We start from the raw sequence: 25,088 nt of genomic DNA, 5'->3' as shown, positions 1-25,088 counted from the left end.
GATCGGCGCGATGTCGCCATCCATCGAATAGACGCTCTCGAAGGCGACCAGCTTGGGCGCGGCCGGATCGTCGGCGGCCATCAGCCGGTCCAGATCGCGCCAGTCATTGTGCCTGAAGATGCGCTTTTCGCATCTGGAATGGCGGATGCCCTCGATCATCGAGGCGTGGTTGAGCGCGTCGGTGTAGCAGATGATGCCGGGGATCTTCGACAAGAGCGTGCCGAGCGCGGCCCAGTTGGACACGTAGCCCGAGGTGAAGATCAGCGCGGCGTCCTTGCCGTGAAGGTCGGCCAGTTCGCGCTCGAGCCGCACATGGCCATGATTGGTGCCCGAGATGTTGCGCGTGCCACCCGCGCCGGTGCCGCAGCGCTCGATCGCATCGTGCATCGCCGCGACCACGTCCGGATGCTGGCCCATGCCCAGATAGTCGTTCGAGCACCACACGGTCACATCGTGCGTCGAGCCGTCCTCGCGATAGCGCGTCGCCCGAGGAAACGAACCCCGCTTGCGCTCAAGCTCGGCAAACACACGGTAATTGCCCGCCTCGTGAAGACCGGCGAGGCTGTCGGCGAAGAACTCGTCGAAATCCATGGGCTTGCTCTGCAACGCGTCGACCGCCTTCACCGTCATCACTATCCTCATTTTGCCCGTGCGAGCGACCCGCCCGGGCCGAATTCGCCGCCTATATAGACGCGCTCCGCCGAGATTGGAACGCTTCGAAAGTGGCGCGATTGTCGCAACCGGAACAGGCCGGTTCCTTGACACCGATCAAACCGGGCCGGCGCGAAGACGCCTTTGTCGGAACGGATTTTTCGCGCCCGCCGCAATTCTTGGGAACACAATTCTTCTGGGCCTTCGCTACGAGCCTTATTGTCGAAGAAACTTCCAAGAGGTGGGCTCATGCGCCATTTCCCCGTCTTCGTGAATCTGGACGGCCGCCGCGTCATCGTGTCGGGCGCCGGCGAAACCGCCGTGGCGAAACTGCGACTGCTGCTGAAGACCGAGGCGCGGATTGCCGTGTTCGGCGAAAACGCCGTCCCGCAGGTCCGGCAGTGGGCCGCCGAAGGCAGCATCGTCCTGACCGAACGGCCGATCGCGGCGGGAGATGCGCTGTGCGCCGCCCTGCTCTATGCGGCGAACGACGATCCGGCCGAGGATGCCCGTGCCGCGCGGATCGGCCGCGAGGCCGGTGCGCTGGTCAACATCGTCGACAATCTCGAAGACTCCCAGTTCATCACGCCGGCGATCGTCGACCGCGATCCGGTGACCGTCGCGATCGGCACCGAGGGCGCCGCGCCGGTGCTGGCCCGCAAGATCAAGGCGGACCTCGAGGAGCGCCTGCCCGCTTCGCTCGGCACCCTCACTCGGCTCGGGCAGGCGTTCCGGGCTCGCGCCGAGATGCTCGGCGATTCCAAAAAGCGCCGCGCCTTCTGGACCAGGTTCTATTTCGGCGCCGGCGACCGGGCGCTTAAGGCGGGCGGCGAGGAAGCCGTGCGCCAGACGCTCGAAACGCTGCTGACCGACGAGATCGAGCGCCGCGACGGGCCGGGCTCGGTGGTGTTCGTGGGCGCGGGACCGGGCGATCCGGACCTGCTCACCCTGAAAGCCCGCAATGCGCTGCACGAGGCCGATGTCGTCCTGCATGACCGGCTGGTGCCCCAGCCGATCCTCGAACTGGCGCGCCGCGAGGCGATCATCGTCGAGACCGGCAAGAAGGGCTTCGGGCCGGCCTGGACGCAGGACGCGATCAACGCTCTGATGATCGAGCATGCCAGCGCCGGCGCCCGCGTCGTGCGGCTGAAATCCGGCGATCCCGCCGTGTTCGGCCGACTCGAGGAGGAACTGGACGCGCTCGATGAGGCCGGCATCACCTTCGACATCGTGCCGGGCATCACGTCCGCCTCGGCGGCGGTGGCCTCCATCGGCCGGTCGCTGACCCGGCGCGGCCGCAACGCTTCGCTGCGGATCATCACAGGGCACGACGCCGAGGGTTTTGCCGACCATGACTGGCGCGCGCTCGCCCGGCCCGGCGAAGCCGCGGCGATCTATATGGGGCTGAAGGCTTCGGCCTTCCTGCGCGGGCGCCTGCTGATGCATGGCGCCGATGCCGAAACGCCGGTCACCGTGGTCGAGAACGCCTCGCGCGCCGATCAGCGGATCGTCGCCGCAACGCTTGGCGACCTGCCCGAAACGCTGGCCGACGCCGGCATCACGGGTCCGGCCGTGCTGCTTTACGGCATCGCGCCGCGCGGGGCGCAGGTCGCCATGGACGCGTTGCCCGCCCGGGCGGAGGCTGTCTGATGGCGCGCCAGAGAAATCCGCAAATCGTCACCGCCAACGATCTGTTCGAGGGTGACGTGATCTATCTGACCGCATCGGGCGACTGGTCGCGCGACCATGGCGAGGCCGCCGTCGCCCACGATCCCGATCAGGCCGAGCGGCTGCTCGGCGTCGCCAACGCGCAGCACGACCGGGTCGTGGGGCCGTATCTGGCCGATGCGAAGATCAGCCCCAATGGCCGGCCACAGCCGGTGCATTTCCGCGAGGCGTTCCGCACGCGCGGGCCCTCCAACTATTTCCACGGCAAGCAGGCGGAGGCCTGACCCATGTATGCTTATGACGATTTCGACGCCGATTTCGTGCGCGCCCGCGTCGCCGAGTTTCGCGAGCAGGTGAACCGCCGCATCGACGGCTCGCTGACAGAGGACGAGTTCAAGCCGCTGCGCCTGAAGAACGGGCTCTATCTGCAACTGCACGCCTACATGCTGCGGGTGGCGATCCCCTACGGCACGCTCGATTCGCGCCAGATGCGGCAACTGGCGATGATCGCCGAGCGCTGGGACAAGGGCTACGGCCATTTCACCACGCGCCAGAACGTGCAGTTCAACTGGCCGAAACTGAAGGACGTGCCCGACATTCTCGACGCGCTCGCCGATGTCGAAATGCACGCCATCCAGACCTCGGGCAACTGCATCCGCAACGTCACGGCCGACCACTTCGCCGGCGCTGCCGCCGACGAGATCGAGGATCCCAGGCCGACCGCCGAACTGCTTCGGCAATGGTCGACCGACCATCCCGAGTTCCAGTACCTGCCGCGCAAGTTCAAGATCGCGATCACCGGTTCGCCCAACGACCGGGCGGTGACGAAGGCGCACGATATTGGCCTGCGCATGGTCCGCAACGCGGCCGGCGAGCCGGGCTACGAGGTGATCGTCGGCGGCGGGCTCGGGCGCACGCCGATGATCGGCAAGACCGTCCGCGACTTTCTGCCGAAGGCTGACCTCCTGCCCTATCTGGAAGCGATCCTGCGGGTCTACAATCTCGCCGGCCGGCGCGACAACAAATACAAGGCGCGCATCAAGATCCTCGTGCACGAGACCGGCACCGAGGAGATCAGGGCGATGATCGAGGAGGCCTTCGCCGAGCAGAAGGCGCTGTTTCAGGCGCCGCCGACGGACCTCGTCGCCCGCATCGAAGCGGCGTTCGCGCCGCCCGAATTCGACAACACGCAATCGCTCGCCTTCGACCGGGCGCAGGCGGACGATCCGGTTTTCCGGTCGTTCGTCGAGACCAACGTCACCGAGCACAGGAACCCGGCCTACGGGATCGTGTCGGTGTCGCTGAAGCCGGTCGGCGGCACGCCGGGCGATGCGACGGCCGACCAGATGCGCGTGCTCGCCGATCTCGCCGAGCGCTACGGCCATGACGAGCTGCGCGTCAGCCACGAGCAGAACATCATCCTGCCGCACGTTCGAAAGGCCGACATCCCGGCGGTCCATGCCGAACTGAAGAAGGTAGGGCTGGCGACCGCCAACATCGGCTTGATCTCGGACATAATCGCCTGCCCGGGCATGGACTATTGCGCATTGGCGACGGCCCGCTCGATCCCGATCGCCCAAGAAATCGCGACCCATTTCGACGCGCTGAAGCTCGAACGCGACATCGGGCCGATGAAGATCAAGATCTCCGGCTGCATCAATGCGTGCGGGCACCACCATGTCGGCCATATCGGCATTCTGGGCCTCGACAAGGCTGGCGTCGAAAACTACCAGATCACGCTGGGCGGCGACGGCACCGAGAGCGCGACGATCGGCGAGCGCACCGGCCCGGGCTTTGCCGCCGAAGACCTGATCCCGGCGATCGAGGCGATCGTCGAGACCTATTTGGATTTGCGCCATACCGCCGACGAGACGTTTCTCGATGCCTATCGGCGGCTCGGCGCCCGGCCCTTCAAGGACGCGATCTATCATGAGCACCGCGACAATGCCCGCGCCGCCTGACCGGCAGGCCGAAACGCTCGATCTGCTGCGTCAGGCGTTCGTCGAGAAGAGGTTCGGCCGCATCGCGGCCGTTTCCTCGTTCGGCGCCGAGTCGGCGGTGCTTCTGCACCTGATCGCGCGCGTCGACCGCAACGCGCCGGTGCTGTTCATCGACACCGGCATGCTGTTCGCCGAAACGCTCGCCTATCGCGACGATCTTGCCGCACGCCTCGGCCTTGAGGATGTGCGCACGATCCGGCCGGCCCGCGCGGCGGTGCGCCGTGCCGATCCGTGGGGCCGGCTGCACATGACCGATCCCGACGCCTGCTGCGACCTTCGCAAGACACAGACCCTCGATGCCGCGCTTGAAGGCTTCGACGGCTGGATCACGGGCCGCAAGCGCCACCAAGCGGCAACGCGCGCCGACCTCGGCCTGATCGAGCAGGCCGCCAACGGCAAGACCAAGCTCAACCCGCTCGCCTTCTGGTCGCCGGAGGATCTGGCCGAATACGCAGACGCGTTTGACCTGCCTCAACACCCGCTCGTCGCCCACGGCTATCCTTCAATCGGCTGCGCGGTGTGCACGTCGCCCGTCAATGACGGCGAGGATGCGCGCGCCGGCCGCTGGCGGGGTCGGGACAAGACCGAGTGCGGCATCCACATCGTCGATGGCGCGATCGTGCGGGGCGCACCCGCGCATGGCTGAGGAGAGGACGCAGATGATCATCGTCACCGATGACGGCTTTGCCGAGGACGACCGGGCCGAGCGCCTTGTCGCCGGCACCTATGGCGAGGTTTCGCTGACCGATCTCGAGGCCGGCCTTCCCGACGACCGCCCTGCGGCGCTGGCGCTGAACCTTGCCAACGACGCCGACGCGCGCGCCGTCGCGCCGTTCTTCAACGTGGTCGAGACGATCACCATATCCTTTCCGAGCTTCGCGGACGGGCGCGGTTTTTCGCTCGCCACGCAGCTGCGCCGGCTGGGCTTTGCCGGCCAGCTGATCGCGCAGGGGCACGTCATCGCCGACCAGTATGCCCATGCCCGCCGCTGCGGCTTCGATACGGTCGCCATCGACGCGCGCCTTGCGGCCCGTCAGCCGGAAGGCCAATGGACGTCCCAGGTCCCGCGCATCAATGTGACCTACCAGAACCGTTTGCATCAGGCCGCGCAGATCGCCTAACAGGAGCCCCATGGCCATGAACGAGATCACCCCGCTCGCCGAACCGCTCAAGCCCGTCTCGCTGAAGGACGGACAGACGGTGACGTGGGTGCGGCACTATACCGACCGGCTGTTCGCCTTCCGCGTCAGCCGTCCGCAGACGCTGCGCTTCCGTTCGGGCGAGTTCGTGATGATCGGCCTGCCCGACGACAACGGCAAGCCGATCCTGCGCGCCTATTCGATTGCCTCGCCGTCCTGGGACGAGGAACTGGAATTCTATTCGATCAAGGTGCCGGACGGCCCGCTCACATCGCGCCTGCAGAAGATTCAGGTCGGCGACCAGATCATCCTGAAGACCAAGCCGGTGGGCACGCTCGTCATCGACGCGCTGCTGCCCGGCAAGCGGCTCTACATGCTGGCGACGGGCACGGGCATCGCCCCGTTCGCCTCGCTGGTGCGCGACCCGGAGGTCTACGAGAAGTTCGATCAGGTGATCCTCACGCACACCTGCCGCACCCGGGCCGAGCTGGTCTACGGCGCCGAACTGGTCGACAACCTCGTCAATGATCCGCTGATCGGCGAGATGGTCGACGGCAAGCTCGTCTACTATCCGACGACCACCCGCGAGGACAGCGACAGGACCGGCCGCGTCACCGACAAGATCCGTTCGGGCGAACTGTTCGCCGATCTGGGCGTGCCGGCATGGAGCACCGAGGACGACCGCGTGATGATCTGCGGCTCGATGGGCCTGAACCTCGAGATCAAGGAGCTGTGCGAGGCAGCCGGCATGGAGGAAGGCGCCAACAACAAGCCCGGCCACTATGTGCTCGAAAAGGCGTTCGTTGGCGAAGCCGAGGCGGGTTGACCCGGACGGCCCCACGGCGTTTTTCATTGAGTCTCGGCGCCTCTCTCCTTCTCCCCGCTCGCGGGGAGAAGGATACGAGACACAACGAAGCGAAGCGGAGTTGATGTCGCAGTTGGATGAGGGGCAGAGCTGGCAAAGCCCCTCACCCAGTTGCGGCTAGTTCGCCTGCGCTCACAAGCCTCACATCCCTCTCCCCGCAAGCGGGGAGAGGGAACCTTGGCAGGTGCATGAAACCAGTCTTCATCGCCTTCCGGTACAATGGCTAAAAAACCCATCGCCATTCGACCTTCAATGCGGTTAGACAGGCGGCACCATTGGTGCCGCTTTTCTGTTCCGGGGGAGTGAATTGGTCGAACGTGTCGTCATAGTCGGGGGCAGCCATGCCGCCGTGTCGGTCGCCGACGATCTGCGCAAGCATGGCTTCGAGGGATCGGTGACGCTGATCAGCGAGGAAGCGGTCCTGCCCTACCAGCGCCCGCCGCTCTCGAAGGCGTACATGTCCGGCGAGATGAGTCTCGAGCGCCTCAAGCTGCGGCCCGAGCACTGGTACGACGACCAGAACGTGCAGGCCCACCTGTCGAGCCGCGTGATCGCCGTCGACCGGCAGGCGCGTGAGGTGGTGACCGAAGAGGGCGCGCGGATCTGCTATGACGCGCTGGTGCTGGCGACCGGCGCCCACGCGCGCACACTGCCCGACGATTTCGGCGGCGCGCTCTCGAACGTCCACACCATGCGCGATCTGGGCGATGCCGACGCGCTGATGGCGAAGATGGTGCCCGGCCGCAGGCTCGTCGTCATCGGCGGGGGCTATATCGGGCTCGAGGCAGCGGCGGAAGCGGCCAAGAAGGGCATGGCGGTGACCGTCGTCGAGGCCGCGCCGCGCATTCTGCAGCGGGTGGCCTGCCGCGAGACGGCCGACGCGTTCCGCGCGCTGCACGAAAGCCATGGCGTGACCATTCTCGAGAACACGCAGATCGCCCGGATCGCGGACGACGGAACCGGCACGGCGGCCGCCGTCGAACTGGAAGACGGCACGTCGCTGCCGTGCGATCTCGTCGTCGTCGGCATCGGCATCGTGCCCAACGCCGAACTGGCCGAGGCGGCCGGGCTCGAAGTGGCGGTCGGCATTTCGGTCGACGCGCATGGCCGGACCTCCGATCCGGCGATCTATGCCTGTGGCGACTGCACCGTCTTTCCGTTCCACCACACGCCGACGCGGCTCGAATCGGTGCAGAACGCGCACGATCAGGCCGGCATCGTCGCCGCCAACATCATGGGCCAGGACACCGAATACGATCCGCATCCGTGGTTCTGGTCGGACCAGTACGACATGAAGCTGCAGATCGCCGGCTTCAATCGCGGCTATGACCGCGTCGTCGCCCGGCCCGGCAAGCGCGAGGGCAGCATCTCGCATTTCTATTTCGCGGGCGAGACGTTCCTGGCGGTCGACTGCCTGAACGATGCGGCGACCTATGCGATGAGCCGAAAGATCCTCGCCGAGGGCAAACCGCTGACGCCGGACATGGTGGCCGACGAAGCGTTCGACCTGCGCGGCTTTGCCAGATAGCGATATTCTGGTGGGCCCGGAGGGACTCGAACCCCCAACCAAGCGGTTATGAGCCGCCGGCTCTAACCAATTGAGCTACGGGCCCCACGCGTCTCGTGCGTATCCGAAACGATTGGCATCGGCAAGCGGACTGGCGCGCCCGCGCGCGGGACCACAATTTGCCCCAATCATCGGCCAAGTCCTCCGCCGAAGGGACCCCACCGAAAGGATCGTGCCTTGACCCATAAAAGCCTCCTGCCCGCCATCGCCGTCGGCGCCCTCATCATGACCGGCGTCGGCCCGGCAACCGCCGACGAGAACGATGTGACGCCCCAGATATCGGTCTCGGCGACCGGCAGCGCCGAGGTCGCGCCCGACATGGCGGTGATCAACCTGACCGTGGTGCGCGAAGCCGAAACCGCGCGCGAGGCGCTCGATGCGAACACGGCGGCGATGAGCGAGGTGCTCGCGGCGATGCAGGCCGAGGGGATTGCCGAGCGCGACCTTCAGACCTCGAACTTCAACATCCAGCCGCGCTACGTCTATCCCGAACCGGTCGACGGCGAGCGGCCCGCCCCGCGCATCGTCGGCTACGAGGTCTCCAACTCGCTGACCGTGCGCATCCGCGACCTCGAGCGCGTGGGCGCCATTCTCGACACCTCGGTCACCCTCGGCGTCAATCGGGGCGGCGGCATCCGCTTCACCAATGACGATCCGGCCGAGGCGATCGCGCAGGCACGCTCCGAGGCGATGCGCAACGCCATCGCCAAGGCCGAGACGCTGACCGAAGCGGCCGGCATCGGTCTGGGACGCATCCTGTCGATCTCTGAGAATTCGAACGGGCCCCGCCCTATGGCGATCGAGCGGGCCGCCGTCATGCAGTCGGACATGGGCAATGCGGCACCGGTGCCGGTGGCGGCGGGCGAGAACAGCTATCAGGTGACCGTCAACGTCACCTTCGAACTCGACCAGTAGTCGCCGGCGGGCGCGTCAGCCGGCCGACAGAGACGGCCAGTTGGCGTCGCCCCGGGTGATGTTGCCGGGGATGTCGCGCTCCCAGCGGCTGCGCACGCCCTTGGAGAAGTTCAGATAGAGCTTTCCGTCGTGGACCGTGAAGGCCTCCGGGTCGATCGGCGCGGTGTAGCCGTTGGCGACCGCATAGGCGCAGAAGCCGCCATATTGCGGGGCGTAGCGTTCGGGCTCGGCGAGGAAGGTCTGTCGGTTTTCGGCCGAAGCGAACCGGTAGGTGGCGCCGTCATGGTCTGCCGTGATCGCCGGATCGCCCGGCACGGCTTCGCCCGATGCGAAATAGGCGACCGGATCGTGCCCCTTTATCGCGACGCCGCCGTCGAGGTTGAGCTTTTCGGCACGCGCCTTGCGCGCACCCGCCGCCATCAGGGCGGTGGCCAGCGCGCCGCCGCCGAGCGCCAGAAAGGCGCGACGGTCGAGCCTTGCTGTTGCGGCCTTGACCTTTCCACGGACAACATGAGCGGACATGACGATCTCCATCGCTTCGTGCCGTAACGGACCCGAAGGTGGCAAAGCGCGGCGCCGCGTTCAAATCGCAACTGCTGACGCCCCGACACATCTGCGTGAGTCAGCCGAGAGATTTCACCCAGTATTCCATCGGCTTTTCGGTCTCGCCCGTCTCGCCGATATCCTTCCAGGCAAAGCTGGTGCGAACCCCTTCGAGCCGGCGGTAGCCGCGCTTGCGCCAGAAATCGTCGAGCGGCACGTAGTCGGCCGGCCGCATCGGATGGTCCTCGGGCCGGATGACGGCGGAGAACAGGCAATGGGCAAAGCCCTGCCGACGCGCCTCGGCCTCGCGCAGGTCGAAGAAGGCGACGCCTGCACCGCGGCCGCGATAGGCCGGCAGCAGCACCGATTCGCCGAAATAGAAGAAATCGTCCGGGTCGAGCCCGCGCGCGGCGAACGGTTCGGCGAAGGCGGCCTTGTGCTCGCCGAGCGGCGCGGCGGTCGAGGCGCCAACGAGCGCATCGCCGTCGAACGCGCCTGCGATGAACGCGCCCGGCGCCTCCATGTAGGTCGCCAGATAGTCGCGCTCATAGGCCATGTCGCCATCATAGAGATAGGGAAAGGCGCGGAAGACGGTGATGCGCAGACCGGCGAGATCGTCGAAGCGCGCGGCGGCTTCGGCGCGCGAGAGCGGGCGCACATCCAACGTGTCCGTCACGAGACGCTTCTCCTCAAGAAACCTGGGCGATCCACTGCTTGAGATTGTAGTAGGTCGTCACCCGGCTGATGCGGCCGTCGTCGATCTCGAAGAAGATGCCGGCGGGCAGCGAATAGTTCTGGCCGTCCGCCGGCGGCAGGCCCTCGGCGGTGGCAATGTACTGGCCGTCGACGGTGAACTCGGCGGCCGCGCGCACGCCGCTCTCGGAGACCATGATCTCGATGTCCCTGAGCGTCTCGCGATAGTGCCGCGACATCATGGCGTTGAACCGCCGGAAGGCCTGACGGCCAATCTCGCGCCCGCCCTGGTTGATGTCGTGGGCGACGTCCTCGTGCAGCAGTTCGTCCATCGCGTCGAAATCGCTGGCGTTGAACGCGGCGAAATAGCGCTCGATCAGCGCGCGGGTGTCGGCTTGGCTCACGGCATACGCTCCCTCATCGGTCCGGCCGGACGTTACCGGCGCCAGACGCAAACGCAATCGGCGATTTCACAGTTCCCCGTCGACCAGATGATCGAGATATTCACCGTCATGGGCCATGTGCTGTTCGCGCGCCGTGATCCGGCCGAACACGGAAACACCGGCCTCGTGAACGCTCATCGGATCGCCGGAAACGAGCGGATGCCAGTCAAACAGCGGCTTGCCGTCGTCGATCAGCCGATAGGCGCAGGTGGAGGGCAGCCAGGCCAGCCGGCCGACATTGTCCGGCGTCAGGCGCACGCAGTCGGGCACCCTTGCCTGCCGGTTCTCATAGTCCGAACAACGGCAGCTCGCCGCGTCGAACAGGCGGCAGGCGACCGTGGTATAGTGGATCTCCTCGGTGTCCTCGTCGATCAGCTTGGACATGCAGCACTTGCCGCAGCCGTCGCACAGGCTTTCCCATTCGCCGGCCGTCATCTCGGCAAGCGTCTTGGTCTCCCAGAACGGGCGGGATCGTGCCGGATCGGCGGACATGGGCTCCTCAGGCGGTCTGGCCGTGGCGTTGCCGGCGGCGGGCGCGGTGCCATCGCTGCCAGCGCAGGAACCCCCGATAGCCCAATTCGGCCAGCCCGCGAAGCCCCGGCACGGAAAACAGGAACGCGAAATGCCGCCAGTAGGGCAGTTCGCGCCAGATGCGGGCGAACGCGTCGACGCCGACATGCCATTTATCGCCGCCGATCTCGCGCACGTGAAAGCGGCCGAGCAGGTCGTCGCGGCTCTTTCCGGCAGGCAGTTGGGCGTCGGTCAACGCGGTGATGTCGACCCAGTCGATTCGCCCGGCCCGGTCGAGCCGCCCGTAGTAGCCCACCTCGAGGCGGCAGACCGGGCAATCGCCATCGTGGAAGACCGCGATGACGGGGCCGCCCTTGCGCGGGTCGGAGGTTTGCCGTTTCGCCCTGTTCTTCTCCATGCCGGCGGAGATAGCGCGCGAGCCCAAAGGTCGAGCCGGGCGCTTTTGTCGCGGGATCAATGGCGTGGCCGCTCGGCGATGACGCTGTGGCCGAGCCGGCGCACCGCCTCGCGCAGGCCTTCATCGTCGAAATCGTTCGCCAGCGCGTCGATCCGACCCTTTTCGGCGTCGGTCAACGGTCTCGCCCGCCTTTCGGGCGGTGGCGCGGGCGTAACCGTCTTCTGCACCAGCTTGACGCGGGCGATCGCCTGAAACCCCATGAAGGCGTTGATGCGTGAGACGATTTCGCCCGACTGATGCTGGATGTGCAAAGCCGCCATCGCGTCGGCGGCGACGACGAGCACACCGGGTTCGAACGGATCGTCCTCGTGGGCGCGGCGCGGCCAGTTGATCTTCAGCGGGCACGAGCAATCGGCGATGCGCGCGCCGGCGATTTCCGGCCAAGCGTCGACGACCGCCAGCGACAGTCCTGCGCGCTTTGCGAGAACCGGGTCGAGCACGGCGTTGACGAGGCGGGCAGCGGGTTTGGCCATGACCGACCATAGCAGTTCGCCCGACGGCGATGAAGCGGCCATACCTGCACCATTGCACTTGGGGGCAAGCGGTGGATAGTGGCGGCCATGTCCGCCGCCGCCGATTCCGACCTCCCCTCCCCCGCCGCCCGCAAGCTGCTCGCCTGGTATGACAATCACGCCCGCGATCTGCCCTGGCGCGTCGGCCCGGCCGAGCGGGCGCGCGGGGTACGGCCCGATCCGTACCGCGTCTGGCTGTCGGAAATCATGCTCCAGCAGACAACGGTGGCCGCCGTGCGTGCCTATTTTCACACTTTCACCACGCGCTGGCCGACCGTCGCCGCGCTCGCGGCCGCGCCCGAGGACGATATCCTCAAGGCCTGGGCCGGGCTCGGCTATTATTCGCGGGCGCGCAACCTGAAGAAATGCGCCGATGCGATCGTCGCCGACCATGGCGGCACCTTTCCGCGGACCGTCGAAGGGCTGCGCGCGCTGCCGGGCATCGGCGAGTACACCTCCAACGCCATCGCGGCGATTGCCTTCGATGTGCCCGCCCCGGTCGTCGACGGCAATGTCGAACGGGTGGTCGCGCGGCTTGATGCGATCGACACGGCGCTGCCGCGGGCCAAGCCGGAGGTCCGGGCGGTCGTCGCCGGGATGCTCGATGCCGACCGGCCCGGCGATTTCGCCCAGGCGATGATGGATCTAGGCGCGACCATCTGCACGCCGAAACGGCCGGCGTGCCTGCATTGTCCGTTGCGGCAGGACTGCCGGGCGCTGGCGACTGGCGATCCGGAGCGCTTCCCCGTCAAGGCGCCCAAAAAGGACAAGCCGAAGCGCGTCGGCGCGGCGTTCGTGCTGGTCCGGCCCGACGGCGCGGTGCTTCTGGAAAAGCGGGGAGGCACGGGGCTCCTGGCCGGGATGACGCAGGTGCCGACCACGGGCTGGACGGCGCGCGCCGACGGCGAGACCGGCCGCGAGGCCGCGCCGTTCCAAACGTTCGACTGGGTCCGATGCGGCACCGTCGCCCATGTGTTCACGCATTTTTCGCTCGACCTGACGGTCTGGCGCGCCACCGGCGATCTCGCCCCGCGTGCCGGCCAGTGGTGGTCGCCAGCGGAGGAACTCGGCGGCGAAGCGCTGCCGACCGTCATGAAGAAGGCAATCGGCTGTGCTCTACCGGGCACGTTCTGAGGGGGGAGAGACCATGACAATCCGCCACATCGTCTTCGACATCGGCAAGGTGCTGATCCATTACGATCCCGAACTTCCCTACCGGAGGATCATTCCCGACGCGGAAAGGCGGACCTGGTTTCTGGCCAATGTGTGCACATCCGACTGGAACCTCGAACAGGATCGCGGGCGGCCGTGGGACGAGGCGGAAGCCGAACTGATCGCGGCCCATCCGGACTGGGAGACGGAAATCCGTGCCTTCCGCGCGCACTGGCACGAAATGGTGCCGCACGCCTTTGACGGCACGGTCTCCATCCTGCTCGGCCTCATCGAAGAGGGGCGCGACATCACCTTCCTGACCAATTTCGCCGCCGACACGTTCGTCGAGGCGCAGGAACTCTATCCGTTCCTGAAGGCTGGACGCGGCGTGACGGTTTCGGGCCGGGTTCGCGTCATCAAGCCCGATCCGGCCATATACGATCTTCACACGCGGACATTCGATCTCGACCCCGAGGCGACGCTGTTCATCGACGACAATGCCGACAATGTCGATGCGGCCCGGGCGTTCGGATGGAACGCCGTGCGGTTCGAAAACGCCGAAGCGCTGCAGGCGGACCTGCAGCGCTTCGATCTTCGCCTGGATTGAACTGGAGGTCAGGCGTCGATTGCTCGTTCAGCCCGCCGCGGTCATGCCGTCGCGGACCTTTTGTCGTAACGCATCAATGGGCTTGAGCGTTCCGGCCTCCTCGAAATGCCAAAAGGTCCAGCCGTTGCAGGCGTCGAGCCCCTGCACGCGCGCGCCGGTCTTGTGAATCGAGCCCTGCTCGCCATCGGTCATGAGCGACCCGTCGGCCTGAACGGTCGCCGTCCAGCGACGCCTTGAGTCGGTCAGCGTCATACCCGGCGCGAGCAAGCCGGCCTCGATCAGCGAAACGAAGGCGACGCGCGGCAGGGCGCGCTTGCCGGTGACCAGCGTCAGGTTGGCGCCGTCGAGCGGTTCGACCGCCGCGATCCGCGCCTCGGCGGCGTCGATGTAGGCCTGCTCACGCTCGATGCCGATGAAGTGCCTGCCGAGACGCTTGGCGACAGCTCCGGTGGTTCCGGTGCCGAAGAACGGATCGAGGACCACGTCGCCGGGCCTGGAGGCGGCCATCAGCACGCGTGCGAGCAGCGCTTCGGGCTTCTGCGTGGGATGGACCTTCTCGCCGGCGCCGTCCTTGAGACGCTCGCCGCCGTTGCAGATCGGAAACAGCCAGTCCGAGCGCATCTGGACATCGTCGTTGGCCGCCTTGAGCGATTCATAGTTGAACGTGTAGCTCTTCGCCTTCTGGTCGCGGGACGCCCAGATCAGCGTTTCGTGCGCGTTCTGGAACCGGCGACCGCGAAAGTTCGGCATCGGGTTGGTCTTGCGCCAGACGACGTCGTTGAGGATCCAATAGCCCAGATCCTGCAGCGAGGCGCCGACGCGGAAGATGTTGTGATAGGAGCCGATGACCCAGATCGTGCCGGTCGGCTTGAGCACGCGCCGGGCGGCCAGCAGCCATGCGCGGGTGAAGGCGTCATAGGCCTCGAACGAAGCGAACTGGTCCCAATGGTCGTCGCAGGCATCGACCTTGGACTGATCGGGCCGGTGAAGCGTGCCGTCGAGCTGCAGATTGTAGGGCGGGTCGGCGAAGATCATGTCCACCGACTTCTCGGGAAGCCGATCCATGGCGGCGACGCAGTCGCCCTTGACGATCGTGTCGAGGGCAAGGGCGGGCGGGCTGGACCGGCCGGCCGTCGGTGCGGCCGATTGGGTCAGGTGTACGCGAGACATGAAGCACCCGATCTGGAAAATTGCGATCGGGCCCATGGTTACCGGCGCTGGTAAACATGGCGTTCAGCATCATGGTAAACGGAGACTTAACCGGCGTTCGCGGCCGGCTCAGGGCGTATTGTAGGGGCCTTCGTCGAACCCGACCAGCACCTGGAGATTGCGCACCTGCGGTTCGGGCAGGACGATCTGGTCGTCGCGGTAGATGAACTGCGTGGCGCTTCCGCCCATCGCGACATCGAGCCGGCCGAGCTGCGAATAGGGCAGGTTCTCACCCTGCCGGATCGCCACGCGGATCGGCAGGTCGAGCGAGCCGGGCGAGCCCTTGGGTCCATTGACGACCCGGCCGGCGGCGGCGACCGTCATGAAGAGCTGGCCGTTCCGGTAGCGGCATGTCCGGGTGACATCGGTGATCACGGCCTGATGGACGACCTCGTCGGGATTGCCGTCATTGCCGTTCGTATAGGTGCGCAGATAGGCCGTGCCCTCGAGCAGGGAGACGCGCGGGCAGTAGGCGCGAAGGTCCGCTTCGGTGAAGGACTCCTCGCCGGTCGACAGGTCGAGCACGTCACCGGTTCCGGCCGCCTGGCAGGCCGCCAGCGTGGCGAGGCCGACGAACGCCGCAAGCGCGCGCGCCGTCCGGCGGGTCCGCCCGCGACCGGCACTGCGTTCGCCCGAGTTGGTTTCCGTCGCCATCATCTTCGCTCCCCGTAAGTTCCCGCCCGGCCGGCGGCGCGCACCATTCGGCTAGTGTGCCATCGTGTCAACCATGCGGCGGATGGACCCGGCCCAAGGGCTTTCGAACCGGCCCGAATTCCGATAAGGGTCCGGCGCATTTTGTGCAATGGTCGAGATCGGCCGCAACCTGACCCGTTTCCACATGCCGCAGGCGCACCGTCGACTGGCGAGGACGAGAGCACGTTGAAGTTCGTTTCCACACGCGGTCTGGCGCCGGAACTGGGGTTCCGCGACGTGATCCTTGCCGGCCTCGCCAATGATGGCGGGCTCTATCTTCCTGAACAATGGCCGCAGCTGTCGCACGAGCAGATCGCCGCGCTGCGCGGCGGCTCCTTCGCCGAGGTCGCCGTGGCGGTGATGTGGCCGTTCGTCGAAGGCGAAATCGACCGGGCGGTCTTCGAGGCGATCGTCGCCGAGGCCTATGGCACGTTCCGGCACGAGGCCGTCTGCCCGCTGGTGCAGACCGGGCCGAACGAGTTCGTGCTGGAGCTGTTTCACGGGCCGACGCTGGCCTTCAAGGACGTGGCGATGCAGCTCGTCAGCCGCCTGATGGACCATGTGCTCGCCGAGCGCAACGAGCGCGCGACCATCGTCGGCGCGACATCGGGCGACACGGGCGGGGCGGCGATCGACGCCTTTGCCGGTCGCGAGCGCACCGACATCTTCATCCTGTTTCCGCTGGGGCGCGTGTCGCCCGTGCAGCAACGGCAGATGACCGGCTCGGCCGCATCCAACGTTCATGCGCTGGCTGTCGAAGGCAATTTCGACGACTGCCAGGCGCTGGTCAAAGCCATGTTCGGCCATGGCACGTTTCGCGACCGGGTGCGCCTTTCGGGCGTCAACTCGATCAACTGGGCCCGCATCATGGCCCAGATCGTCTACTACTTCACCTCGGCGATCGCGCTCGGCGCGCCGGACCGTCCGGTGTCGTTCACCGTTCCGACCGGTAATTTCGGCGACATCTTCGCCGGCTATGCGGCCAAGCGTATGGGGCTGCCGATCGACCGGCTGGTCATCGCCACCAACGACAACGACATCCTGGCGCGGACGCTTGCGGGCGGCGCCTACGAGATGCGCGAGGTCGTGCCGACCACCTCCCCGTCGATGGACATCCAGATCTCGTCGAATTTCGAACGGCTCCTGTTCGAAGCGTCGGGACGCGAGGCGGCCTATGTGCGCGGCGCGATGGACAATCTCAAGCAGTCGCACCGGTTCGATCTCGGCACGGCCGTGCACCGGGCGATCGCGGCGGATTTCGAGGCCGGGCGCGCCGATACCGAGGAAGCGGCGCGAATGATGGCACACCTTGTGTCGGCGTCGGGCTATCGCGCCGACCCGCACACGGCGGTCGCGATCCATGTCGCGCGCCAGCGGGCCGAGACCGCCGTTCCGATGGTGGTTCTGGCGACGGCGCATCCGGCCAAGTTTCCCGACGCGGTCGAGCAGGCCACGGGCGAGCGGCCCGCCCTGCCCGAATGGCTCGGCGACCTGATGGAGCGCGAGGAGCACTTCGCGACCCTTCCATCTGACCTGAAAATGGTGGAAACTCATATATCGGCCCGGACACGGGCCGCAGGAGGAAACGAAAGGGCCGGTTGACCACCACCGCCCCGGGGAGTTCGCGTAACGATGGCAGTTCAGACCACCGTCCTGAAGAACGGAATAACCGTAGCGACCCAACGCTTCGACAATGTCGAGAGCGTCTCGCTGGGCGCTTGGTTCAAGGCCGGAACGCGCAACGAACTCGATCACGAGCACGGCATCGCCCACATGCTCGAACACATGGCCTTCAAGGGCACGGCCAATCGCAATGCGCGCGAACTGGCCGAGGCGGTGGAGAATGTCGGCGGCGACATCAACGCGGCGACGAGCGTCGAGACCACCTCCTTCTTCGTCCGCGTGCTCAAGCAGGACATCGCGCTGGCCGTCGACGTCCTGGCTGACATCCTTCAGAACTCGCGTTTCGATGCCGACGAGCTGGAGCGCGAAAAACACGTCGTGCTCCAGGAACTGGGCGCGGTCGTCGATACGCCCGACGACGTGGTCTTCGATCATTTCGCCGAGACCGCGTTCCGGCACCAGCCGGTCGGCCGGTCGATCCTGGGCACGCGTCAGACGATCTGCGAGTTCACCTCGGACATGATCCGCGCCTATGTCGAGCGCGAATATTGCGGCGAGCGGATGGTGTTCGCGGCGACCGGCGCGGTCGACCATGACGAGATCGTCAAGCTGGTCGAAGCGCGCTTTTCGACGATGAAGACCTCGGCGAAGGGCGGCGACCTGCGGCTTGCCCACTATGTCGGCGGTGATTATCGCGAGCATCGCCCGCTGCAGGACACGCAGGTCGTTCTCGGCTTCGAGGGCCGCGCCTATCACGTGCGCGACTATTATTGCAGCCAGGTGCTGGCGATGCTGCTCGGCGGCGCCATGTCCTCGCGCCTGTTCCAGGAAGTGCGTGAAAAGCACGGGCTGTGCTATTCGATCTATGCCTTTCACTGGGGCTTTTCCGACACCGGCATCTTCGGCGTGCACGCGGCCACCGAGCCGGGCGATCTGCCGCAGCTGATGGACCTGGTGCTGGGCGAACTGTCGCGGGCGGCCTACGACATCGAGCAGAGCGAACTCGACCGCGCCCGGGCCCAGTTTCGCGCCAGCCTTCTGATGTCCGGGGAGAGCGCACCCAGCCGCGCCGGCCAGATCGCGCGGCAGATCCTGCTGTTCGGCCGGCCGATCCCGAACGAGGAACTGCTGCTGCGGCTCGACAATCTGACCGTCGGGCGACTGCGCGACCTCGCCGGGCGTATCTTCGTGGACTCGCCGCCGACCGTCTCGGCGGTCGGCCCGGTCGACAGCCTCATGGAAATCGACGACATCCGGGCGCGGCTGGTCGCCCATGCGCCCAATCAGGGACCGATGCATCATCGCCGTGCCGCCGTTGGCTGAGGCGCGGCCGGCGGAAGGGCGGAGGACGGCGATGTTCGCATTTTCCAGTCGCGGAAATGCCGGCGCGGTCATCGAGGGCCGGGCCGTTCACCTGCGCCACCCCGAACTGTCCGACCATGAGCAATGGTCGCGCCTGCGCGCGGCGAGCGCGCAGTTCCTGCGTCCATGGGAGCCGGTCTGGCCCCGCGACGACCTGACGCGGCCGGCCTTTCGCGCGCGCCTGCGCCGCTACGGCGCCGAAATCCGCGCCGGCACGGGCTATCCCTTCTTCATCGTGCGCAATTCCGACGAGGCGCTGCTGGGCGGGATCACGCTGGGCAATATCAGGCGCGGGGTCGCCCAGAACGGACAGATCGGCTACTGGATCGGCGAACGGTTCTCCGGCAACGGCTACATGAGCGAAGCGGTCGGGCTGGTGTGCGAGTTCGCCTTCGCACGATCGGGTCTGCACCGCCTTGAAGCTGCCTGCATTCCGGACAATGGCAGGTCGATCCGCCTCCTGGAGAAGAACGGATTTGAACGCGAGGGCGTGCTGCGCGCCTATCTGAAGATCAACGGCCAGTGGCGCGACCATGTCCTTTACGCGCGCATCAACCCGATGCACGAAGACAACGCCCGCCGAGCCCATACGGATTGACGCATTGCCCCGGCGCGACCGCTTCCATTTCGATGTCCGTTCCTGGACGCGTCTTCTGACCGCGTCCATGCTGGCATTTTGCGCCGCCGCGCTTTTCGTGCTGGCGGGCACGCCCGCCCTTGCCCAGGCCAACGAGCCGATCTCGATCGACCGTGACGACACGGCGCTCGACCTGACCGAGGCGGTGACGATCTACCGCGACCGGGGCGGCGCGTTCCGCGTCTCGACCGCGCCCGACGCCGAAGGCATCGTCCGCACGATCGAGGTGCAGGCCGTCAACGAGGAGACCGCCGGCGACTGGGCGGTGCTCGTCCTGACCAACACGTCGGATGTGCAGATCGACCGGCTGCTGGTCGCGCCGCGCTTCAGGCTCGTCGATTCGGGCCTGTTCTGGCCCGATCTGGGCGCCCAGCGAATCGTCTCGTTCACCCCCAGTGCCGGCTTCTCGCTCGACCGTATCGAGGACCCGCACGCCGACATCTTCGCGATCACGCTCGACCCGGGCGCGGTGATCACGCTGGTCGCCGAACTGGCCTCGCCCAGCCTGCCGCAGCTCTATCTGTGGGAAGAGGATGCCTATCGCGACATCGTCAATTCCTATTCGCTCTACCACGGCATCGTGCTGGGGATCGCCGGCCTGCTGGCGCTGTTCCTGACGATCCTGTTCGTCGTACGTGGCACGGCCACCTTCCCGGCGGCCGCCGCGCTGGCCTGGGCGATCCTCGCCTATGTGTCGATCGATTTCGGCTTCGTCAGCCAGTTCGGTGTGCTCGCCACCGACGCGATCCGGACCTGGCGCGCCATGGCGGAGGTCGCCGTGGTCGCCACGCTCGGCCTGTTCCTGTTCACGCACCTGAGCCTTGACCGGTGGAGCGACCGGATGCGCTGGGGCGCGCTGATCTGGCTGCTCGGCATCGGCGCCCTCGCCGCGCTCGTCGGCTACGACCCGGCCGTCGCCGCGGGCATCGCCCGGCTGGCGCTTGCCGCGACGGCGGCGTTCGGTCTTGCGCTGATCATCGTTCTGAGCCTTCGCGGCTTCGACAAGGCGATCATGCTGATACCCGCCTGGTCGCTGCTGCTCGCCTGGGTCGCCGCTGGCTGGATGACGATCACCGGACAGGTCGACAATGACATCATCCAGCCCGCGCTCGCCGGCGGGCTCGTCCTCGTCATGCTGCTGATCGGCTTCACGATCCTGCAGAGCGCCTTTTCGGGCGGCGCCTTCCACGAGAACCTGTTCTCGAACGTCGAGTTGCAGGCGCTGGCCGTGACCGGCTCGGGCGGCATCGTCTGGGACTGGGACGTGGGCCGCGACCGGCTGACGACGACGCCCAATCTGGGCGTCCAGCTCGGCCTGGGGCCGACGGCGCTTCAGGGCCCGGCCAAGAACTGGCTGCGACACGTGCACGCCGACGATCGCGAGAACTTCCGCGCCGCGCTCGATGCGGTGGTCGAAAAGCGGCGCGGCAAGATCGATCTGGTGCTGCGCATGCGCACCGGCGAAACCCAGCATGCCTGGTACCGTATTTCGGCGCGCCCGGTGATCGGCGCGGACGGTTCGGTGATCCGCTGCATCGGCACGGCGACCGACGTGAGCGCGCAGAAGCGTGCAGAGGAGAGGCTGCTGCACGATGCGGTGCACGACAATCTGACGGGCCTGCCGAACCGGGAGCTGTTCTTCGACCGCATCCGCACGGCCGTGTCGCTGGCGGCCGCCGGCAGCGGCGTGCGCCCGACCGTGTTCATCGTCGACATCGACCGGTTCAAGGAGGTCAACGAGAGCGTCGGCATGAATGCCGGTGACACGCTGCTGATCACCGTCGCGCGGCGCCTGAAGCGCCAGTTGCGCAACGAGGACACGCTGGCGCGGATCGGCGGCGACCAGTTCGGCATCGTGCTCGTCTCGGAAACCGAACCGTCGGAGATCGCCTCGTTCGCCGAAGCGGTGAAGAAGACGGTGAAGACGCCGATCAGCTTCGCCGAACGCGAGATCGTGCTGACGCCCTCGGTCGGGCTTGCGACATGGTCGCCCGAGTGCCGGCGCGGCGAGGAACTGTTCAAGGACACCGAACTGGCCCTGCACCAGGCCAAGCGCTTCGGCGGTGACCGCGTCGAGCCGTTCCGGCCCGCCTTCCGCGACGGCAGCGCCAATGTCGTGCAGATGGAGGCGGACCTGCACCGGGCGATCGAGCGGGGGCAGATTTCGCTCGTCTACCAGCCGATCATCCGTGCCGACACCGGCGATGTCGCCGGGTTCGAGGCGCTGATGCGCTGGAACCACCCGAGGCGCGGCGACGTGCCCCCCTCGGAGTTCATCACGATCGCCGAACGGTCGGACCTGATCGGCGATCTGGGCGCGCATGCGCTCGAGATGGCGGCGATGCAACTGATGGAATGGGAGACGGCGCTGCCCGACGCGCCGGTCTTCGTGTCGGTCAACGTCTCCAGCCACCAGCTCGTGCGGCGCGACTTCACCAATCAGGTCGCCGGCATCCTGGCGCGGCATCCGCAGCGCACGCACACGCTGCGCATCGAGATCACTGAGACCTCGCTGATGCAGAACCCCGAACAGAACGTGCGCGTTCTCGAACGGGTCAAGGCGCTTGGCGTCGATCTGGCGCTCGACGATTTCGGCACCGGCTATTCGTCGCTGTCCTACCTGTCGCGGTTTCCGTTCGACGTGCTGAAGATCGACCGGTCCTTCATGCAGCCGGTCTCGACCGGACGGGACGCGCTGCTCAAGTCGATCGTCGACATGGCCCATGCCCTTTCCCTGACCGTCGTCGCCGAAGGCGTCGAGGACGAGGACGACAGGGCCCTGCTCGCCGAAATGGGCGCGGACTATCTGCAGGGCTTCATCACCGGCCAGCCGCTCGATCCGGAGGCCGCCGCCGCGCTCGTCGCCCGGCAGATACCGGCCGTCAGCGGCAACGATCAGGCGGCCGAGTAGCCCCCGTCACCGCCCTTTTCAGGCGCGGCCGCCCTCGGCGATGAAGTTGGCCGCGCCGATCCCCAAACGATCGATCAGGGCCGGATACTTGTCGTCATGATTGTGGGCGAAGACGATGTCGGGGTCGGCGTCCATCGTCAGCCAGGCATTGTCGCGAATCTCGCGCTCGAGCTGCCCGGCGCCCCAACCGGCATAGCCCAGCGCCACGGCCGCCTGATGCGGCCCCTGTCCGGCGACGATCGACTTGAGGATCTCGACGGTGGACGTCAGGAATATCGTGTCGGAGACCGGGATCGTGGTGTCGATCGAATAGTCGCCCGAATGCAGCACGAAGCCGCGGTGTTCGTCGACCGGTCCGCCGATGCGCACCGGCCCCGCCGCCCGGTCGACGGTTGCCGTGTCGAGCGCCATCGCCTTGCCGAACTCGGTGTGGCCGATCAGCTCCGACAGGGTGATCGTGGCAGGCTTGTTGAGCAGAAAGCCCATCGCGCCCTCCTCGCTGTGGGCACACAGATAGACCACCGACTCGGCGAAGATCGACGTGTTCATGCCCGGCATGGCGACGAGGAACCGGCCCTCGAACTGGCCGCTATCGGAACGTTGATCGCGCTGCTTGAGCATGTTCATCCTTTCAGCGTAGCAGCGGTGGGCCAAATGAGAAGTCCCGCCGCCGGCTTTTGTTTCAGCGCCCGGCGGGCTCGGACGATCACGAACCTGTGACGCGGGAGCGAAACGATGCGAGTTGATCGGCCCGCGGCCGCCGGCCATACCCTGATCATGACCCGCTGCACCACGCTTCTCGGCGCCCTTGTCGCGCTGCCCCTCATGGCGGCGGTCGCTGGCCAGGCCCTCGCCCAGTCGACCGACTGGTTCGACACGGTCGGCGGCGACGTTCGGCTGGTCGTCGCCCCGCCGCAAAGGGGCGATGCCGACCTGCGCGGGGTGATCGAGGTGCGGCTGGAGCCCGGCTGGAAGACATACTGGCGCGATCCGGGATCGTCCGGCATTCCGCCGCAGATGAGCGTTGCGGGCAGCGCGGGCTTGGCCGAACCGATCATCCATTACCCCGCCCCGGTCTGGATAGAGAACCCCTACGGCGATTTCGCCGGCTATGACCGCCCGGTCGCCCTGCCCTTCACGCTCAAGCGCACGGCCAACGGAAAGGCGAGGCTGGTGGCAAGCGTCTTCATGGGCATCTGCGAGGACATCTGCATTCCGGTGCAGGCCGACTTCAGGCTCGATGTCGACTACGCCAGTGGCTCCACGCTCGATGCCATGCGCGTCGAAGCGGCCCATGCGGCGCTGCCGCCCGATGCTTCGGACGCGCTCGAGGTCACGGTCGAGCCCGACCCGCCGGCCGGCCATGCGCTCGTCACCGTTGCCCACCCCCTCGGCTCGCCGCCGTCGCTGTTCGTGCACGCACCGGACGGCACGCAGTTCAAGCCGCCCCGCGTCGTCGAACGTGCCGAAGGCCGGACGCGCTTCGCGCTCGAACCGGTCAAGCCCGGTATGGCCGCGCGCACGGTTGACGCGATCGTCACGGTCAGCGCGGGCGATCATGCCCGCGAGCGGACGCACGCCCTCCACATCGCCGGACGGGGAGGCTAGAGCGTTGATCGTGCCCGGCTTTCGGGCTCTTTATCGGCGCCGTCGAGCGCCTATGTACACCGGGTCCCAAACACTCAGGAGAGGATGATCAGATGACCATCGCGATCGGCGAGAAACTGCCGGAAATGACGCTCAAGACCGTCGACGCCGACGGACCCGGCAATGTCGAGACGGCCGACATCTTCGGCGGCAAGACGGTCGTGCTTTTCGCCGTGCCCGGAGCGTTCACGCCGACCTGCACGCTCAACCATCTGCCCGGCTACCTCGAGAACCGGGACGAAATCCTCGCCAAGGGTGTCGACGCAATCGCGGTCGTCTCCGTGAACGACCCCTTCGTCATGAAGGCATGGGCCGAGCAGTCGGGCGGGATGGACAAGATCGACTTTCTGGCCGACTGGGACGGGGCGTTCACCAGGGCGATCGGCATGGACGCCGACCTGTCGGCGGCTGGCCTGGGCGTGCGCACGAAGCGCTATTCGATGCTGGTCGAGGATGGCGTCATCAAATCCCTGAACGTCGAGGACAATCCGGGCGAAGCCGAAATCTCCGGTGCCGCGCGGATGCTGGAGCAACTCGACGAAGCGGGTTCGGCCACGGCGGCATAGGCCGCCTGTCGCATCAGCGATCGAGTCCGGCGCGGGTGCGGACGAAGCCGGCGATGACGCCGGCAACCGCCCCGCCCGCAAGGCCCGAGCCGAGCGTGGCAAGCGATACCGCATCGGCGACGAACCACACGGCGATCGCGCCGATGGCCGCGCCGATCAGCGCGTAGGCGGCGTAGCGCTGCGCCGGCGTGCCCGGCGGCCGGTTCGGCTCAGTCATCGCGCGTGGCTTCCTCTTTTTCGGCTTTCGGCGCCTTGAACGGCTTCATCGCCTCGCGGGCGAGTTCGTCGGCGCGCTCGTTCTGTTCATGGCCGGCATGGCCCTTCAGCCAGTGCCAGCGCACATCGTGGCGCCGCGTCGCCGCATCGAGCGCCTGCCACAGTTCGGCGTTCTTGACCGGCTTCTTGGAGGCCGTCTTCCAGCCGTTCTTCTTCCAGCCGTGGATCCAGCCCGAAATGCCGTCCTTGACGTAATTGGAGTCCGTGTAGAGTTCGACGGTGTGCGGGCCGCCCCTGAGCGCTTCCAGGGCCCGGATCGCGGCGGTCAGTTCCATGCGATTGTTGGTCGTCTTCGCCTCGCCGCCCGAGAGCTCCTTGCGGGTGCCGTTCCATTCCAGGATCGCCCCCCACCCGCCGGGACCCGGATTTCCCGAGCAGGCGCCGTCGGTGTGAATGGTGATGCGCTTGGCCTCGGCCATGG

General features: G+C 66.9%; 28 protein-coding genes and 1 tRNA gene. 16 read left to right on the top strand and 13 right to left on the bottom strand.

Annotated elements, in window-relative coordinates; genetic code table 11:
* Positions 1–591, bottom strand: a 591-nt coding sequence (locus RIB87_RS08755; RefSeq protein WP_350069742.1) for an aminotransferase class I/II-fold pyridoxal phosphate-dependent enzyme, incomplete at its 3' end; no start/stop codon positions are given.
* 309 nt (positions 592–900) lie between these two features.
* On the opposite strand from RIB87_RS08755, the gene cysG reads away from it, so the two are divergent.
* The 7 genes from cysG (at position 901) to RIB87_RS08720 (ending at position 7,851) form a co-directional block, all read left to right on the top strand.
* A complete protein-coding gene (cysG, locus tag RIB87_RS08750; RefSeq protein ID WP_350069739.1) occupies positions 901–2,301 on the top strand; it encodes a siroheme synthase CysG in 1,401 nt (466 codons plus the stop codon).
* Positions 2,301–2,603 carry a DUF2849 domain-containing protein gene (locus tag RIB87_RS08745; RefSeq protein ID WP_350069736.1) on the top strand — a complete coding sequence of 101 codons (303 nt, stop codon included), beginning with the start codon at positions 2,301–2,303 and terminating at the stop codon, positions 2,601–2,603. The genes cysG and RIB87_RS08745 overlap by 1 nt, the downstream gene beginning before the upstream one ends.
* A 3-nt stretch (positions 2,604–2,606) precedes the next feature.
* Complete coding sequence (locus tag RIB87_RS08740; RefSeq protein WP_350069733.1) at positions 2,607–4,280, top strand: nitrite/sulfite reductase; 1,674 nt, start codon at positions 2,607–2,609, stop codon at positions 4,278–4,280.
* Complete coding sequence (locus tag RIB87_RS08735; RefSeq protein ID WP_350069730.1) at positions 4,249–4,965, top strand: phosphoadenylyl-sulfate reductase; 717 nt, start codon at positions 4,249–4,251, stop codon at positions 4,963–4,965. Before RIB87_RS08740 ends, RIB87_RS08735 begins: the two co-directional genes overlap by 32 nt.
* A 13-nt stretch (positions 4,966–4,978) precedes the next feature.
* Complete coding sequence (locus tag RIB87_RS08730) at positions 4,979–5,440, top strand: DUF934 domain-containing protein (protein ID WP_350145547.1); 462 nt, start codon at positions 4,979–4,981, stop codon at positions 5,438–5,440.
* A gap of 16 nt (positions 5,441–5,456) precedes the next feature.
* Positions 5,457–6,284 (top strand): ferredoxin--NADP reductase, encoded by an 828-nt coding sequence (locus tag RIB87_RS08725; protein ID WP_350069724.1) that lies wholly within the window; start codon positions 5,457–5,459, stop codon positions 6,282–6,284.
* A 346-nt stretch (positions 6,285–6,630) separates the two neighbouring features.
* Positions 6,631–7,851: an NAD(P)/FAD-dependent oxidoreductase gene (locus RIB87_RS08720; RefSeq protein ID WP_350069721.1), complete on the top strand. Its 1,221-nt coding sequence runs from the start codon at positions 6,631–6,633 to the stop codon at positions 7,849–7,851.
* Between the two features lie 8 nt (positions 7,852–7,859).
* Here the strand turns inward: RIB87_RS08720 and RIB87_RS08715 are convergent.
* Positions 7,860–7,936 (bottom strand) — tRNA-Ile (locus RIB87_RS08715).
* A gap of 179 nt (positions 7,937–8,115) precedes the next feature.
* Here RIB87_RS08715 and RIB87_RS08710 point away from each other — a divergent pair.
* The gene (locus RIB87_RS08710; RefSeq protein ID WP_433962877.1) at positions 8,116–8,805 is read left to right on the top strand and encodes an SIMPL domain-containing protein; all 690 of its coding nucleotides are present in this window, start codon (positions 8,116–8,118) and stop codon (positions 8,803–8,805) included.
* A gap of 15 nt (positions 8,806–8,820) precedes the next feature.
* Here the strand turns inward: RIB87_RS08710 and RIB87_RS08705 are convergent, their stop codons facing one another.
* The 6 genes from RIB87_RS08705 to RIB87_RS08680 form a co-directional block, all read right to left on the bottom strand.
* Positions 8,821–9,327, bottom strand: a complete 507-nt coding sequence (locus tag RIB87_RS08705) for a YHS domain-containing (seleno)protein (protein WP_350065604.1) — start codon at positions 9,325–9,327, stop codon at positions 8,821–8,823.
* A 100-nt stretch (positions 9,328–9,427) separates the two neighbouring features.
* A complete protein-coding gene (locus RIB87_RS08700) occupies positions 9,428–10,024 on the bottom strand; it encodes a GNAT family N-acetyltransferase (RefSeq protein ID WP_350065606.1) in 597 nt (198 codons plus the stop codon).
* Between the two features lie 13 nt (positions 10,025–10,037).
* Complete coding sequence (locus RIB87_RS08695; RefSeq protein WP_350065608.1) at positions 10,038–10,445, bottom strand: ketosteroid isomerase-related protein; 408 nt, start codon at positions 10,443–10,445, stop codon at positions 10,038–10,040.
* Between the two features lie 66 nt (positions 10,446–10,511).
* Positions 10,512–10,976, bottom strand: a complete 465-nt coding sequence (locus RIB87_RS08690; protein WP_350065610.1) for a YcgN family cysteine cluster protein — start codon at positions 10,974–10,976, stop codon at positions 10,512–10,514.
* A 7-nt stretch (positions 10,977–10,983) separates the two neighbouring features.
* Positions 10,984–11,439 (bottom strand): thiol-disulfide oxidoreductase DCC family protein, encoded by a 456-nt coding sequence (locus tag RIB87_RS08685; RefSeq protein ID WP_350065612.1) that lies wholly within the window; start codon positions 11,437–11,439, stop codon positions 10,984–10,986.
* Positions 11,440–11,468: 29 nt separating this feature from the next.
* On the bottom strand, positions 11,469–11,987 hold the full coding sequence (locus RIB87_RS08680; protein WP_350065614.1) for a DUF721 domain-containing protein: 519 nt from the start codon (positions 11,985–11,987) through the stop codon (positions 11,469–11,471).
* A gap of 45 nt (positions 11,988–12,032) precedes the next feature.
* On the opposite strand from RIB87_RS08680, the gene mutY reads away from it, so the two are divergent.
* Together mutY and RIB87_RS08670 are read left to right on the top strand one after the other, a co-directional pair.
* Positions 12,033–13,118, top strand: a complete 1,086-nt coding sequence (mutY, locus tag RIB87_RS08675; protein ID WP_350065616.1) for an A/G-specific adenine glycosylase — start codon at positions 12,033–12,035, stop codon at positions 13,116–13,118.
* 13 nt (positions 13,119–13,131) lie between these two features.
* Positions 13,132–13,743: an HAD family hydrolase gene (locus RIB87_RS08670; protein WP_350065618.1), complete on the top strand. Its 612-nt coding sequence runs from the start codon at positions 13,132–13,134 to the stop codon at positions 13,741–13,743.
* A gap of 27 nt (positions 13,744–13,770) precedes the next feature.
* Here the strand turns inward: RIB87_RS08670 and RIB87_RS08665 are convergent, their stop codons facing one another.
* Together RIB87_RS08665 and RIB87_RS08660 are read right to left on the bottom strand one after the other, a co-directional pair.
* Positions 13,771–14,913 (bottom strand): site-specific DNA-methyltransferase, encoded by a 1,143-nt coding sequence (locus RIB87_RS08665; protein ID WP_350065620.1) that lies wholly within the window; start codon positions 14,911–14,913, stop codon positions 13,771–13,773.
* A 108-nt stretch (positions 14,914–15,021) separates the two neighbouring features.
* A complete protein-coding gene (locus RIB87_RS08660) occupies positions 15,022–15,609 on the bottom strand; it encodes a hypothetical protein (RefSeq protein WP_350065622.1) in 588 nt (195 codons plus the stop codon).
* A 222-nt stretch (positions 15,610–15,831) separates the two neighbouring features.
* Here RIB87_RS08660 and thrC point away from each other — a divergent pair, with 222 nt between their 5' ends.
* The 4 genes from thrC (at position 15,832) to RIB87_RS08640 (ending at position 22,178) form a co-directional block, all read left to right on the top strand.
* Complete coding sequence (gene thrC, locus RIB87_RS08655; protein WP_350065624.1) at positions 15,832–17,247, top strand: threonine synthase; 1,416 nt, start codon at positions 15,832–15,834, stop codon at positions 17,245–17,247.
* Positions 17,248–17,277: 30 nt separating this feature from the next.
* Positions 17,278–18,591: a M16 family metallopeptidase gene (locus RIB87_RS08650; RefSeq protein WP_350065626.1), complete on the top strand. Its 1,314-nt coding sequence runs from the start codon at positions 17,278–17,280 to the stop codon at positions 18,589–18,591.
* A 31-nt stretch (positions 18,592–18,622) separates the two neighbouring features.
* Positions 18,623–19,228 carry a GNAT family N-acetyltransferase gene (locus tag RIB87_RS08645; RefSeq protein ID WP_350065628.1) on the top strand — a complete coding sequence of 202 codons (606 nt, stop codon included), beginning with the start codon at positions 18,623–18,625 and terminating at the stop codon, positions 19,226–19,228.
* Positions 19,229–19,295: 67 nt separating this feature from the next.
* The gene (locus tag RIB87_RS08640; RefSeq protein ID WP_350065630.1) at positions 19,296–22,178 is read left to right on the top strand and encodes a putative bifunctional diguanylate cyclase/phosphodiesterase; all 2,883 of its coding nucleotides are present in this window, start codon (positions 19,296–19,298) and stop codon (positions 22,176–22,178) included.
* Positions 22,179–22,196: 18 nt separating this feature from the next.
* Here RIB87_RS08640 and RIB87_RS08635 read toward each other — a convergent pair whose 3' ends face one another.
* Complete coding sequence (locus RIB87_RS08635) at positions 22,197–22,805, bottom strand: YqgE/AlgH family protein (protein ID WP_350065632.1); 609 nt, start codon at positions 22,803–22,805, stop codon at positions 22,197–22,199.
* Positions 22,806–22,913: 108 nt separating this feature from the next.
* Between RIB87_RS08635 and RIB87_RS08630 the strand changes: the two genes are divergently transcribed.
* Together RIB87_RS08630 and RIB87_RS08625 are read left to right on the top strand one after the other, a co-directional pair.
* Positions 22,914–23,786 (top strand): protein-disulfide reductase DsbD domain-containing protein, encoded by an 873-nt coding sequence (locus tag RIB87_RS08630; RefSeq protein WP_350065634.1) that lies wholly within the window; start codon positions 22,914–22,916, stop codon positions 23,784–23,786.
* A 92-nt stretch (positions 23,787–23,878) separates the two neighbouring features.
* Positions 23,879–24,391, top strand: a complete 513-nt coding sequence (locus tag RIB87_RS08625; protein WP_350065636.1) for a peroxiredoxin — start codon at positions 23,879–23,881, stop codon at positions 24,389–24,391.
* 13 nt (positions 24,392–24,404) lie between these two features.
* Here RIB87_RS08625 and RIB87_RS08620 read toward each other — a convergent pair whose 3' ends face one another.
* Together RIB87_RS08620 and rnhA are read right to left on the bottom strand one after the other, a co-directional pair.
* A complete protein-coding gene (locus RIB87_RS08620; RefSeq protein WP_039722897.1) occupies positions 24,405–24,608 on the bottom strand; it encodes a hypothetical protein in 204 nt (67 codons plus the stop codon).
* Positions 24,601–25,086, bottom strand: coding sequence for a ribonuclease HI (rnhA, locus tag RIB87_RS08615; RefSeq protein WP_350065638.1), 486 nt, complete (start codon positions 25,084–25,086; stop codon positions 24,601–24,603). The genes RIB87_RS08620 and rnhA overlap by 8 nt, the downstream gene beginning before the upstream one ends.
* Between the last annotated feature and the right edge of the window lie 2 nt (positions 25,087–25,088).

This window comes from Pyruvatibacter sp., assembly GCF_040219635.1.
Taxonomy (GTDB): Bacteria; Pseudomonadota; Alphaproteobacteria; order CGMCC-115125; family CGMCC-115125; genus Pyruvatibacter.
The sequence above is the reverse complement of the archived record's forward strand: the minus strand, read 5'-3'. Positions and strand labels throughout refer to the sequence as shown.

What these genes read in the sequence shown, in the direction of transcription:
- RIB87_RS08745 (WP_350069736.1), top strand. Translation starts at nt 2,301, where the DNA reads ATGGCGCGCCAGAGAAATCCGCAAATCGTCACCGCCAACGATCTGTTC.
- RIB87_RS08650 (WP_350065626.1), top strand. Translation starts at nt 17,278, where the DNA reads ATGGCAGTTCAGACCACCGTCCTGAAGAACGGAATAACCGTAGCGACC.
- RIB87_RS08735 (WP_350069730.1), top strand. Translation starts at nt 4,249, where the DNA reads ATGAGCACCGCGACAATGCCCGCGCCGCCTGACCGGCAGGCCGAAACG.
- RIB87_RS08705 (WP_350065604.1), bottom strand. Translation starts at nt 9,327, where the DNA reads ATGTCCGCTCATGTTGTCCGTGGAAAGGTCAAGGCCGCAACAGCAAGG.
- RIB87_RS08620 (WP_039722897.1), bottom strand. Translation starts at nt 24,608, where the DNA reads ATGACTGAGCCGAACCGGCCGCCGGGCACGCCGGCGCAGCGCTACGCC.
- RIB87_RS08680 (WP_350065614.1), bottom strand. Translation starts at nt 11,987, where the DNA reads ATGGCCGCTTCATCGCCGTCGGGCGAACTGCTATGGTCGGTCATGGCC.
- RIB87_RS08740 (WP_350069733.1), top strand. Translation starts at nt 2,607, where the DNA reads ATGTATGCTTATGACGATTTCGACGCCGATTTCGTGCGCGCCCGCGTC.
- RIB87_RS08690 (WP_350065610.1), bottom strand. Translation starts at nt 10,976, where the DNA reads ATGTCCGCCGATCCGGCACGATCCCGCCCGTTCTGGGAGACCAAGACG.
- cysG (WP_350069739.1), top strand. Translation starts at nt 901, where the DNA reads ATGCGCCATTTCCCCGTCTTCGTGAATCTGGACGGCCGCCGCGTCATC.
- RIB87_RS08725 (WP_350069724.1), top strand. Translation starts at nt 5,457, where the DNA reads ATGAACGAGATCACCCCGCTCGCCGAACCGCTCAAGCCCGTCTCGCTG.
- RIB87_RS08660 (WP_350065622.1), bottom strand. Translation starts at nt 15,609, where the DNA reads ATGATGGCGACGGAAACCAACTCGGGCGAACGCAGTGCCGGTCGCGGG.
- mutY (WP_350065616.1), top strand. Translation starts at nt 12,033, where the DNA reads ATGTCCGCCGCCGCCGATTCCGACCTCCCCTCCCCCGCCGCCCGCAAG.
- RIB87_RS08630 (WP_350065634.1), top strand. Translation starts at nt 22,914, where the DNA reads ATGCGAGTTGATCGGCCCGCGGCCGCCGGCCATACCCTGATCATGACC.
- RIB87_RS08730 (WP_350145547.1), top strand. Translation starts at nt 4,979, where the DNA reads ATGATCATCGTCACCGATGACGGCTTTGCCGAGGACGACCGGGCCGAG.
- RIB87_RS08670 (WP_350065618.1), top strand. Translation starts at nt 13,132, where the DNA reads ATGACAATCCGCCACATCGTCTTCGACATCGGCAAGGTGCTGATCCAT.
- rnhA (WP_350065638.1), bottom strand. Translation starts at nt 25,086, where the DNA reads ATGGCCGAGGCCAAGCGCATCACCATTCACACCGACGGCGCCTGCTCG.
- RIB87_RS08710 (WP_433962877.1), top strand. Translation starts at nt 8,116, where the DNA reads ATGACCGGCGTCGGCCCGGCAACCGCCGACGAGAACGATGTGACGCCC.
- RIB87_RS08665 (WP_350065620.1), bottom strand. Translation starts at nt 14,913, where the DNA reads ATGTCTCGCGTACACCTGACCCAATCGGCCGCACCGACGGCCGGCCGG.
- RIB87_RS08635 (WP_350065632.1), bottom strand. Translation starts at nt 22,805, where the DNA reads ATGAACATGCTCAAGCAGCGCGATCAACGTTCCGATAGCGGCCAGTTC.
- RIB87_RS08625 (WP_350065636.1), top strand. Translation starts at nt 23,879, where the DNA reads ATGACCATCGCGATCGGCGAGAAACTGCCGGAAATGACGCTCAAGACC.
- RIB87_RS08640 (WP_350065630.1), top strand. Translation starts at nt 19,296, where the DNA reads ATGCTGGCATTTTGCGCCGCCGCGCTTTTCGTGCTGGCGGGCACGCCC.
- RIB87_RS08645 (WP_350065628.1), top strand. Translation starts at nt 18,623, where the DNA reads ATGTTCGCATTTTCCAGTCGCGGAAATGCCGGCGCGGTCATCGAGGGC.